8 protein-coding genes and 1 pseudogene are annotated in these 12,841 nt (G+C 45.8%); all 9 read left to right on the forward strand.

Translation table 11 applies throughout. The features are described 5' to 3' along the window. The 9 genes and pseudogenes from frr to nusA all read left to right on the forward strand — a co-directional run bounded on the left by frr (nt 1) and on the right by nusA (nt 12,828). Nucleotides 1–561, forward strand: coding sequence for a ribosome recycling factor (frr, locus tag ABNN70_RS10215; protein WP_129929259.1), 561 nt, complete (start codon nt 1–3; stop codon nt 559–561). A 115-nt stretch (nt 562–676) separates the two neighbouring features. After that, nucleotides 677–1,435, forward strand: coding sequence for an isoprenyl transferase (locus ABNN70_RS10220; RefSeq protein WP_353949420.1), 759 nt, complete (start codon nt 677–679; stop codon nt 1,433–1,435). Further along, a complete protein-coding gene (locus ABNN70_RS10225; RefSeq protein WP_353947724.1) occupies nt 1,432–2,223 on the forward strand; it encodes a phosphatidate cytidylyltransferase in 792 nt (263 codons plus the stop codon). The genes ABNN70_RS10220 and ABNN70_RS10225 overlap by 4 nt, the downstream gene beginning before the upstream one ends. Before the next feature lie 20 nt (nt 2,224–2,243). Further along, complete coding sequence (gene dxr / locus ABNN70_RS10230) at nt 2,244–3,392, forward strand: 1-deoxy-D-xylulose-5-phosphate reductoisomerase (RefSeq protein WP_129929262.1); 1,149 nt, start codon at nt 2,244–2,246, stop codon at nt 3,390–3,392. Nucleotides 3,393–3,410: 18 nt separating this feature from the next. After that, nucleotides 3,411–4,670, forward strand: a complete 1,260-nt coding sequence (gene rseP / locus ABNN70_RS10235) for an RIP metalloprotease RseP (RefSeq protein WP_129929287.1) — start codon at nt 3,411–3,413, stop codon at nt 4,668–4,670. A 36-nt stretch (nt 4,671–4,706) separates the two neighbouring features. Further along, nucleotides 4,707–6,353, forward strand: a complete 1,647-nt coding sequence (locus ABNN70_RS10240; RefSeq protein WP_129929263.1) for a proline--tRNA ligase — start codon at nt 4,707–4,709, stop codon at nt 6,351–6,353. 297 nt (nt 6,354–6,650) lie between these two features. Then, entirely contained in the window at nt 6,651–10,952 is a 4,302-nt protein-coding gene (locus ABNN70_RS10245) for a PolC-type DNA polymerase III (protein ID WP_353947725.1), read from the forward strand. A 118-nt stretch (nt 10,953–11,070) separates the two neighbouring features. Beyond that, a pseudogene (rimP, locus tag ABNN70_RS10250) lies at nt 11,071–11,540 on the forward strand (ribosome maturation factor RimP). A 127-nt stretch (nt 11,541–11,667) separates the two neighbouring features. Beyond that, the gene (nusA, locus tag ABNN70_RS10255) at nt 11,668–12,828 is read left to right on the forward strand and encodes a transcription termination factor NusA (protein WP_129929266.1); all 1,161 of its coding nucleotides are present in this window, start codon (nt 11,668–11,670) and stop codon (nt 12,826–12,828) included. Nucleotides 12,829–12,841 lie beyond the last annotated feature (13 nt).

Below are 12,841 nucleotides of genomic sequence, written 5' to 3' on the forward strand. Positions count from 1 at the left end.
ATGGCTCAAAAAGATGTGCTCAATGAAGCAGAAGAAAAGATGGAAAAAACAGTGAAGGCGTTTCGGCGTGAACTGGTAACAATCCGGGCCGGCCGCGCAAATCCTTCCATTTTGAACAAAGTCACGGTAGAATATTATGGAGTTGAAACACCATTAAAGCAGATTGCTTCCATCTCTGCTCCGGAAGCCCGTCTTTTGGTGATTCAGCCCTATGATCGTTCATCTATTGCGAATATCGAACGTGGTATCCTTAAATCAGACCTGGGCATCACTCCAGTGAATGATGGAGCTGTTATCCGGATTCAGATCCCGGCACTGACTGAGGAAAGACGGGCAGAACTTGTAAAACTTGTCGGGAAATTTGCCGAAGAAGCCAAAGTCGCCGTTCGAAATGTCCGTCGCGAAGCCAATGACCAGGTCAGGAAAATGGAAAAAAATAATGAACTGACGAAAGACGATGTCAGAGCTGCCGAAGAAGACATTCAGAAAATGACCGATAAAACGATTGAAAAGATTGATCAGATAACCGCTGACAAAGAAAAAGAAATGAAGGCTATTTAAATAAACTGTCTTTCAGGCAACATGACTCATCACGGCTGAACCGGGCAGTTCTGATTTCAGAGCAGATTATGGGGGAAATACGATGTTTAGGAAACTTTCCTTGAATAAAACAGACATGGCGGAATACCATAAGCAGCTTTCATCGGATGCGCAGAAAATTCCTGAACATGTGGCCATCATTATGGATGGAAATGGACGCTGGGCGCAAAAACGCAGTCTTCCGCGGGTCTCCGGACACAGAGAGGCATTAAAAACCATAAAAAGAGTGACTCTGGAAGCACAACGGCTCGGTGTCAAGGTACTGACCTTATACGCTTTTTCGACAGAAAACTGGAAAAGGCCGAAATCAGAAGTTGACTTTTTGATGAAACTGCCTCAGCAATTTCTAAATACTTATCTGGTCGAACTGATTGAAAATAATGTCCAGATTCGCGTGATGGGGGACATGACCCGGATCCCGCAGTATACGATGCGTGCTGTTTCTCAGGCTGTTGAACAGACAAAATCAAATACAGGACTGATTCTGAACTTTGCTTTGAATTACGGAAGCCACTCTGAGATTGTCTCAGCTGTAAAAAAAATGGTTCAGGACGTGCAGGCCCGAAAACTGGATCCTGAGTCGATCGATGAAGACCTGTTAGCTGATTACATGCTCAGCCCGGCTCTCCCGGATCCGGATTTGCTGATACGTACGGGCGGAGAATTACGTCTCAGTAATTTTATGCTCTGGCAGCTTGCGTATACGGAACTGTATTTCACAGACACGTTCTGGCCGGATTTCAACGAAGAAGATTTACGTAAGGCGGTCCGTGAATTTGCCTGCAGACAGCGTAGATTCGGTGGCCTTAACGGAAAGGGTGGAGATAATAAATGAAGCAGAGGGTACTGACAGGTGTTGTAGCAGGTGCACTGTATCTCGCCTTCCTTCTCTATGGTTCCTATCCGTTCGCCATTATGGCTGCGATGATTGCGGGGATTGCTTTTACGGAAACGGCTCTCATGGACAGGATGAAATATTCATCCGGCCCTGTGCTGATTGGGATGTTTTTTGTTATAGCCATCGTTCTTTTCCCTTTTTTTTCGGACAAAGGTTCCTTTGAAGTGCTGTTCATCAGGCTATTGATTCTGTTCATTCTTGTCATGGCGGTCATGACTTTCTTTTCAAAAAATCATTTTGATTATACACAGGCAGCTTATCTGACTTTTTCTGCCCTTTACATAAGCATTCCTTTTTATCTACTTGTCCAGATGCGCTTCCATAGTCTGGCACTTGTCCTTTTTGTGCAGATCACCATCTGGGCGACCGACAGCGGGGCCTACTTTGTCGGAAGGTCGTTCGGAAAACACAAGCTTGCTCCGCATATCAGTCCGAACAAAACCATTGAAGGCTCGGCAGGAGCAATTATTGTGGCCCTACTGACAGCTGTCATTTTTCAGCTGATTGCACCGGCTATGGTGTTCCATTCATGGTTTGAACTATTCATAGCAGCGCTGATTATCTCTGTCGCCGGTCAAATGGGAGATCTTGTTGAATCAGCGGTTAAACGCCACTTCAACGTCAAGGATTCCGGATCAATTCTTCCCGGTCACGGCGGGCTGTTTGATCGATTTGACAGTCTGATTTTTGTGCTGCCTTTATTATATTTGACCGGTATTATCTGATATATATGGAGGGATGATCATTGAAGCGCATCAGTCTGCTTGGTGCCACAGGATCTGTAGGCACACAGACGCTGGCTGTGGTCAGGGAACACCCGGAAGAATTCACAGTCAGTGCCTTTTCTTTTGGTGAGAATATAGACACTGCCCTCCCGCTGATTAAGGAATTTAAGCCGGAACTGGTCGCTGTTAAAAACAGGCGAACTGCGGAGCAGATCCGGACGATGTTACCCGGTCATACAACACTTGTATATGGGCTTAAAGGGATGGTAGAAGCGGCAGCCTGGCCAAACAGTGACATGCTCATAAATGCCGTACTTGGCAGCATTGGTCTTGAACCAACGCTTGCGGCAATTGAAGCAGGGAAAACGATCGGATTAGCCAATAAAGAAACACTGGTGACGGCCGGTCATCTTGTTATGAAGGCTGCTGAAAAATCAGGATCAGCAATTATTCCTGTTGACAGTGAACATTCTGCAATCTTTCAGTCGATGCTGGGTCAGGATCGCTCTGCCGTAACGAGACTGATTCTGACTGCTTCAGGAGGCAGTTTCCGTGATAAAACGCGCAAAGAACTGAAAGGTGTAACAGTTGCTGAAGCGCTAAATCATCCGAATTGGTCCATGGGCGCAAAAATTACAGTTGATACGGCAACAATGATCAATAAAGGGCTTGAAGTGATAGAGGCGCACTGGCTTTTTCACATGCCATATGACAGAATTGAAACAGTCATTCACAGAGAAAGTATTGTTCATTCTCTTGTTGAATATACTGATCATAGTCTGATTGCTCAGCTGGGTCTTCCCAGTATGCTGGTTCCGATTCAATTTGCGCTGACTTACCCCCGCAGACTTGAACTCAGGCAAACAAAAAGGTTAAACTTATGGAAAACAGGGACGCTCCATTTTCAGAAAGTAGACAGGCAGAGGTATCCGGCTGTATCACTCGCTTATGAAGCCGGGCGTGCCGGCGGCTCGATGCCGACCGTCCTGAACGCAGCAAATGAAGTTGCTGTGGAGGCTTTTCTTGAAGGACGGATTCCGTTTCTTGAAATAGAACCATTAATTGAACGGGCACTGGAACAGCATCAGGTCATTCCGGAACCGGATCTGGAAACTATTGAAGAGACGGACCGGCTGACACGTCACTTTGTATGCGGATTGATCAAGTAAGGAGCAGAGGTGAAAGATGTGGAAACATTGCTCGTCGTTGTGATCATTTTCGGGCTTCTCGTCTCGATTCATGAGCTTGGGCACTTATGGGTTGCAAAAAAATTCGGGATACTTTGCCGTGAATATGCCATTGGTTTCGGGCCCAAAATTTTTGCAGCCAAAAAGGGTGAGACCGTTTATACCCTGCGATTACTTCCCATCGGCGGTTATGTACGGATGGCAGGTGAGGACCCGGAAATTGTTGAAATTAAGCCCGGACAAAATGTTGGACTTTATTTTAATGAGGCCGGGCAGGTAACAAGAATAACAACCGATCATCCGGAGAAATATCCTGATGCGCGTTTTTTGACGGTTGAACACTGCGATCTGGAAAAAGATCTCTTTATTTCCGGTTATGAGGAAGAAGACGGGCCATTAAAGCGCTATGATCTGAACGATAAGGCCACCTATGTGACCGATAATCAGGACTTTCAGATATCCCCGCTGGACAGGCAGTTCGCTTCAAAATCGGTTCTTGCCCGCTTTTTAACTGTTTTTGCCGGACCGTTCATGAATTTGCTGCTTGCTGTTTTGATTTTTATTATTTATTTCAGTATCCAGGGAGTTCCGTCCGACGCGCCGAGAATGGGGAAGATAGTGGATAATTATCCTGCTCAGGAAGCCGGGCTCAGGGAAAATGACCGGGTCATCAGTATCGATCAGAAAAAAGTGAACAACTGGCAGGATATTGTTTCCTATATCGGCGCCCGTCCAAACAAACAAATGACTTTTAATATTGAAAGAAATGGAAAAATACATCATATGGATGTTACAGCCGGCCATAGAAAAGCTGAAAAGGGTATGGAAGGGGTTGTCGGTGTATATCCGCCAACACGCCATTCTATACCAGCATCACTCGGAGCCGGCGTGACTCAGACATATTACTGGATTAAAATGGAGCTGGCCGCGCTGAAAATGATGGTAACCGGCGGGTTCAGTCTGGATCAGCTTGCAGGACCTGTCGGAATCTATAATGCGACAGGACAGGTTGTTTCACAGGGCTTCATGATCGTATTGAACTGGGCGGCATTTCTGAGTGTCAATCTGGCGGTCATTAACCTTCTGCCGCTTCCTGCACTGGACGGAGGCAGACTGACGTTTCTGATTATCGAAGGGGTACGCGGCAAGCCGGTGGAGCCTCAGAAGGAAGCTATGGTGCATTTCATTGGATTCGCCTTTTTGATGTTACTCATGCTGCTTGTGACCTGGAATGATATACAAAATATTTTTACACGCTGATCCTTTAACTATTGATATATTGATGGGGTGCTGTGGATGAAACAAAGCCAAATGTTTATACCGACTCTGAAAGAAGTGCCATCTGATGCGGAGTCGGTCAGCCACCAGCTGCTGCTTCGGGGTGGATTTATTCGCCAGAATGCAGCTGGAATCTATTCTTATCTTCCCCTTGGGTATAAAGTGATAAAGAAAATTGAACAGATTATCCGTGAGGAAATGGACAGAATCGGCGCCCAGGAGCTTCTGATGCCTGCCATGCAGCCCGCGGAACTTTGGCATGAATCCGGAAGATGGGATGTATATGGTCCGGAACTGATGCGTCTGAAGGACCGGCACGGCCGGTATTTTGCCATGGGAGCAACCGGTGAAGAACTGGTGACAAGCCTGGTCAGGGATACATTAAATACGTATAAAAAGCTGCCCATGACTCTGTATCAGATTCAGACAAAATACAGGGATGAGAAGCGTCCGCGTTTTGGTCTGCTTCGCGGGCGTGAATTTATTATGAAGGACGCATACTCTTTTCATGCAGATGAAAAAACGCTGGATGATGCTTACTGGGCTATGTATCATGCGTATCGGCGTATTTTTGACCGGTGTGGATTAAAGTATCGTGCTGTACTTGCCGACTCAGGTGCCATGGGTGGAAAAGATACACATGAATTCCAGGCACTGGCCGATATAGGTGAGGATACGATTGCGTACTCTGATCAGTCGGATTATGCAGCAAATCTTGAAATGGCAGCGACCGGACCTGTTGTTCATGTGCCTCAGAAGGAAGCGGCCCCTCTTGAAAAAGATCAGGGGTATCAGGCAGAGGATCAACAACAGCTTGTTTCGGCCTCATGGTTTAAGACACGAACGGAAACCGTCCTGGTCTTCACACGTGCAGATGACGAAGTGAATGAAGTTAAAGTGAAAAACGCCCTGGGAGCAGATTTGATTGAACCCATTGCAAAAGATCAGATTCCCGCCCTCTCGGCACTTTCTGAAGAAACCCGCGTTCTTGCTGATCATGGCGTTGCCACCTGCACGCATGCAGAAGTCTATGATTCTGTCGATGATATGACATATAAACACGTGGATATGAAAAGAGACTTTCATGTAGAGGCTTTTGAAGATCTTCGTTTTATTAAAGAGGGCGATCCATCCCCGGATGGGAAAGGAACCATACATTTTGCCAAGGGGATAGAAGTCGGTCAGGTTTTTAAACTGGGTACAAAATACTCGGAAGCCATGAATGCTTTATTCCTTGACGATAAAGGAAAAAGCAAGCCCCTGATTATGGGCTGTTACGGAATAGGGGTCTCCCGGACATTATCTGCTATCTGTGAGCAGTATCATGATGATAAAGGGATGATCTGGCCAAAATCTCTTGCCCCTTTTGCCATACATTTGATTACCATGAATCCGAAAAAGGAAGATCAGAAAAACTTGTCCGCGCTTATTTATAAGCAGTTAACTGATCTTGGTTTCGATGTCTTATGGGACGACCGAAAAGAACGTCCGGGGGTTAAATTTGCAGACAGTGAACTGATTGGCTGCCCGGTTCAGGTGGTCGTCGGGAAAAAAGCATCGGACCATATCGTCGAAGCAGGGGGAAGAAAAGAAGGTCACCGTGAACTATGCACCGTGAGCGAACTCAACAAAACGATTGAAACGATACTTGATAAAGAGAAGTGATTGGAGCATCTGGCAGGGGTTCAGCAGGGAGCCATTATTAAATGGCTCCCTCTCTCTGTTTCAACGGCATGACAGCTGATGCAGGAGGTCATGCGTTCGCTGCGGATCTGGTTCAGGACAAGAACCCGGGAGGAAATAGATCAGTGACGACATGTCATCAAATTCGAACAGGGGGCCCTGTTTCGCTTATTGCTGATTAGCTGAAAAACGATTAAACTGAAAAACATAAAGTTATTAATCTGAAAAAGTGTGATGACAGATCATAAACAGGAAATTTCACAGGAGGGAGATTTTCAGATGAGCGAACCGATGAGCAAGGCTGACAGATGGTCGGTTCTGATGCAGCAGATCGAAACCCCTGATGAGTGGAAGGACAGTTACTTTCTTCATGGAGAGATCGTGAAATTGACTGTCTTTCGACATGAACATAAGTGGCACTTTGATTTTCTTCTGGACCATATCCTTCCCTCACAGATTTTTGAGTGGATCGAGAGCAGCCTGGAGAAGCACTTTAACCGTATTGTACCCACAATAACCTGTTCCATTCAGGCCAGATCAGACGAGGGTGCAGAACGCCTGGTCGAACAATACTGGCCGAGAGTTTCCAGTCAGCTGGTAACCCGCTTTCCTGCACTTAAAAGCAGTCTTTCGGTACAGAAACCTGCCGCAGACGGACACAGACTGACATTGACGGCAACCAATGAAGCAGAAGCCGCCCTGATGAAACGCAAGCTTCCTCACGCCCTGAATCAGCAGCTGAAATCATTCGGTTTTCCGCCGTTTACCGTAAATGTAGCCATTAATGCGGATCAGAAGTCAAAAGCCTACGATTCTTTTATCAGGCAGAAAGAAGCAGAGGATCATCAGAAAGTCGTGGAGGCCATGATCGAACGCAAAAAGAACAAAGAAGCCCAGGGGAAGCCGGATGATGGCCCCTTCAAGATCGGTTATGACATCCACGATGAACCGGTTTCTATTGAAACCATACAGGATGAAGAGCGGCGGATCACGATTCAGGGGTATGTGTTTGATGCTGAAACAAGGGAGCTCAGAAGCGGAAGAACGCTCCTGATCTTTAAAATCACTGATTACACAGATTCCCTTATGGTCAAATCCTTTTCTCGTGATAAAGAGGATGCTGAACGGTTCAGAAACCTGAAAAAAGGATTGTGGCTTAAAGTACGCGGGGGCATACAGAATGACAATTTTGTACACGATCTCGTGATGATTGCGAACGATATCGAAGAAATTCCCGCACATAAAACCATGGATCAGGCTCCGTCCGGATCAAAACGTGTGGAACTCCATGCACATACAGTGATGAGTCAGATGGATGCCGTGGTCACAGCGACTGATTTGATAAAAAGAGCCGGCGAGTGGGGTCATCCTGCAATAGCAATCACCGATCATGGTGTCGTTCAATCCTTTCCGGAAGCCTATAATGCCGGAAAAAAGTTTGGCGTTAAAGTGATTTATGGTGTTGAAGCCAATGTCATTGATGACGGTGTACCTGTTGCCTACAATCTTGATCACCGCCTGCTTCAGGATGAGGTTTACACGGTATTTGATGTTGAAACGACGGGACTGTCGGCAGTCTATGACACAATCATTGAATTAGCCGCTGTAAAAATGAAAAATGGGGAGGTTCTTGATAAATTTGATAAATTTGCCAATCCTCATCATCCTCTGCCCCGGAAGATTATAGAGCTGACCAGTATTACTGATGAAATGCTGGCAGATGCACCCGATGCCGGCGAAATCATTAAGGAATTCAGGGCGTTTGCCGGTGATTCCATTCTTGTTGCTCATAATGCAACATTTGATATGGGCTTTATCAATAACGGCTATAAAAAACTTGGATTTGAAAAAGCCGCCAATCCGGTTATTGATACACTTGAACTCGGGCGTTTTCTGTATCCTACATTTAAAAACCACAAACTGGATACACTGTGCAAGGCTTTTCATATAGAATTGACGCATCATCACCGGGCAATTTATGATACAGAGGCGACCGCTTATCTGGCATGGAAGATGATTAAAGATGCCGGTCAAAAAGGCATGACGTATCATGATCAGCTGAACGACAATCTGGGGAAGGGAAATCTTGATCGGATTCGTCCGTTTCATGCCGTTCTGCTCGTAAAAAATCAGACCGGACTGAAGAATCTGTATAAACTGGTCTCGTTTGCTCATGTCAACTATTTCTATCGTGTACCAAGGATCCCCAGATCGCTTCTGACAAGATACCGCGAAGGCCTGATCATTGGTTCCGGCTGCGACCGGGGTGAGCTCTTTGAAACGATGATGCAGAAATCTGCCGAACAGGCTGAAAAGATCGCTGAGTTTTATGATTACATAGAAATTCAGCCGCCGTCTAATTACATGCATCTGGTGGAGAAGGGCATCATCCGGGATGAACTGGCTCTTAAGGATGTGATAAAAAAACTGGTGAATCTGGGTAAAAAGATGGATAAACCTGTTGTTGCGACAGGGGATGTTCATTATCTGGACAAACACGACGCCATCTACAGAAAAATACTGATCACATCACAGGCAGGAAATCCGCTCAATCGGCAGACACTGCCGGATGTTCATTTCCGGACAACAGATGAAATGATGGAATGCATGAAATTTCTTGGTGAAGAAGAAGCACGGGAAGTGGTTGTGACTGCTCCTGACCATATTGCTGAAGAAATTGATCATGTGCTTCCGGTTAAAGACAGGCTGTACACCCCGACCATTGATGGTGCCGAAGAGGAAGTAAAACAGAAGACCTATGCGCGTGCTCATGAACTCTATGGTGAAACATTACCGGAGATTGTTGAAAAGAGACTGAAAAAGGAACTGAAGAGTATTATTGGCCATGGCTTCTCAGTCATTTATCTGATCGCACATAAACTGGTGAAAAAGTCGCTTTCCGATGGTTACCTGGTCGGTTCCCGAGGGTCCGTAGGGTCATCTCTGGTCGCAACAATGCTTGAAATTACAGAGGTTAATCCGCTGCCTCCTCATTATCTGTGCCCGAAATGTCATCACTCGATCTTTTTTACAGACGGATCGGTTGCATCCGGATTTGATTTACCTGATAAAAACTGTCCCAAATGCGGTTCGACAATGAAGAAGGACGGACATGATATCCCCTTTGAGACATTTCTTGGTTTCAAGGGAGATAAAGTACCGGATATTGACCTTAATTTTTCAGGAGATTATCAGCCCGTTGCGCACAACTATACGAAAGTGCTGTTTGGGGAGGATAAAGTTTATCGTGCGGGAACGATCGGCACAATTGCCGATAAGACGGCCTATGGTTATGTGAAGGGATTTGAAGAAGAGACAGGGAAACAATTTCGTTCGGCTGAACGAGACAGACTTGCATCAGGATGTACCGGCGCCAAACGGACGACCGGCCAGCATCCGGGCGGGATTGTTGTTGTTCCGCGTGATATGGAAATTTATGACTTCACTCCTGTACAATACCCGGCCGATGATAAAACAGCGGAATGGAAAACGACACATTTTGATTTTCACTCGATCCACGATAACATTCTCAAACTGGACATTCTGGGTCACGATGATCCTACAGTGATCCGCATGCTTCAGGATTTAAGCGGTATTGATCCGAAAACCATTCCGGTTGATGATAAGGACGTCATGAAAATCTTCAGTTCAACCGAATCGCTTGGCGTTAAACCGGAACAAATCAGATGTAAAATGGGGACACTGGGTATACCGGAGTTCGGCACCCGATTTGTCCGCCAGATGCTTGAGGACACCAAACCGACAACGTTTGCTGAACTGGTTCAAATATCCGGCTTATCACATGGTACGGATGTCTGGCTGGGGAATGCCCAGATCCTCATTGATAATGGGACATGCGTTTTGAAGGATGTCATTTCATGCCGTGACGATATCATGATCGACCTGATGCATCAGGGACTCGAACCCTCTCACGCATTCAAGATTATGGAGTCTGTCCGGAAAGGTAAAGGACTGAATGATGAGTGGATTGCCGAAATGAAAGAAAATCATGTACCCGACTGGTACATGGATTCCTGTCTGAAGATCAAATACATGTTTCCAAAAGCGCATGCGACGGCATACGTTCTGATGGCCTTCAGGATTGCCTATTTCAAGGTTCATTACCCGATTCTGTTTTATGCGACCTATTTTTCAGTTCGCGCCGATGATTTTGATGTCGATGTCATGAAAAAAGGCTCTGGTGAAATTAAAGGGAAAATGGATGAAATTGAGCAAAAGGGTAACGATGCGCTCCCTAAAGAAAAGAGTCTGTTGACCGTCCTTGAAGTGGCTCTTGAAATGTGTGAGCGGGGGTTCCGCTTTCAATCTGTGGATTTGTATCGCTCGGATGCGACCCGTTTTCTGGTGGACGGGGACTCACTCATTCCGCCATTTAATGCCATCCCGGGCGTCGGGACAAATGCTGCAAAGGCCATAGCTGCTTCACGGGACGACGGTGAGTTTTTATCCAAAGAAGATTTGCAAAAGCGTGCAAGAATATCAAAAACCGTTCTTGAATTTCTCGATAGCCAGGGATGTCTTGAAGGCCTGCCCGATGCCAACCAGCTTTCCCTTTTTTAACCTGCCATTCTTGCCTTGATCAGGTGTGTATGATATAGTGATTAAGGAAATGCTGGAAATAGTTCGTCTGCAAAGAGTGGGAACTTCCCGCTCTTTTGTTTTCAAAAGGAGGCTGGACATGGCTGGCACAATTGCAAGGGTAACGGATGAATTGATTTCCCCGATTTTACGCGGGTTGAATCTTGAACTTGTTCACATTGAATTTGTTAAGGAAGGAAAGAATCACTACCTTCGTGTCTTTATTGATTCGCCGGAGGGGGTAGATTTGGATACGTGTGCTCAGGTAAGTGAGAAACTCAGTGCAGCACTTGATGAACAGGATCCGATAAAAGAATCTTATTTTCTCGAGGTTTCTTCCGCAGGTGCTGAGCGACCGCTGAACAACTCTCAGGATTACGTAAACTCTGTTGGAAAAATGTTCATGTGACCACTTATGAGCCGTTTAACGGGTCCAAAGTTTTCGAAGGAAAACTTGTTGATGCAAATGAAAATCAGGTGGTTATAGCCATTAAGGATAAGACCAGAGTTGAACAGATCACCCTGCCTGTCGAGAAGATCGCCAGCGGCAGACTGGCGGTTGTTTTCTGACACGATAAGAAAGTATAAATGCTAAGAATGATCGTATTGGATGTGCGACTATGGTACATTTGGGGCGAGGGCCTGGCTTCGTTCATTTTCTTTATGTATCACGGCGCTTTGAAAAGGGGAGTAAAGAATGAGCAGTGATTTAGTGGAAGCCATCACAGCACTTGAGAAAGATAAGGGAATCAGTAAGGAAGTTCTGCTTGAGGCGCTTGAAGCAGCGCTGATCTCGGCTTATAAAAGGAACTTTGATCAGGCGCAGAACGTTCGGGTGGATATTAATGAAGGACTGGGACAGATCAAAGTCTATGCCCGAAAAGAAGTCGTCGAAGCTGTGGATAATAAAAATCTCCAGATTTCTCTTGAAGAGGCGAAAAAGCTGAACAGCAATTATCAGCTGGGGGATACGGTTGAAATTGAAGTCACCCCGCGAAATTTCGGCAGAATCGCGGCACAGACGGCAAAACAGGTCGTTACACAGCGTGTACGAGAAGCAGAACGCAGTGTGATCTACTCAGAGTTCATTGATCGCGAGGATGATATTATGACAGGTATCGTTCAAAGACTTGATCATCGCTTTATCTATGTTGATCTTGGACGCGTAGAAGCCTTATTGCCCCAGTCTGAACAGATGCCGAATGAAGTTTATCACCCGCATGACAGAATCAAGGTGTATATTACAAAAGTTGAAGATGCCAAAAAGGGACCGATGATTACTGTATCCAGGACACATCCGGGATTATTAAAGAGACTGTTTGAACTTGAAGTGCCGGAAATATACGATGGTACAGTTGAAATTAAATCCATTTCAAGAGAAGCAGGTGACCGCTCCAAAATCGCTGTGTATGCCGAAGATCCGACTGTTGACGCCGTCGGTGCATGTGTCGGGCAGAAAGGGGCAAGAGTTCAGACGATCGTTAATGAATTAAAGGGCGAAAAGATAGATATCGTCCGCTGGTCAGAAGATCCTGTGACCTATGTGGCAAATGCACTGAGCCCTTCCAAAGTGGTAGATGTTCTCGTTAATGAAGAGGCAAAAGCAACGACAGTCATTGTACCGGATTATCAGCTGTCTCTTGCAATAGGAAAAAGAGGTCAGAATGCCCGCCTGGCGGCAAAACTGACAGGATGGAAAATAGATATTAAGAGTGAATCCGAAGCCGAAGAAATCGGATTGTTTGATAAAATCAGCAATCAGGCTGATTCTTCCGAAGAAAATCAGGCGGATGATGTTCCTGAGCAGGACGATGAAGAATCAACTGATCCCGCTCAGTCAAACCCTGAAAAAAATTAAGGAGGATGGTATT

This window comes from Sporolactobacillus sp. Y61 (assembly GCF_040529185.1).
Lineage (GTDB): Bacteria > Bacillota > Bacilli > Bacillales > Sporolactobacillaceae > Sporolactobacillus.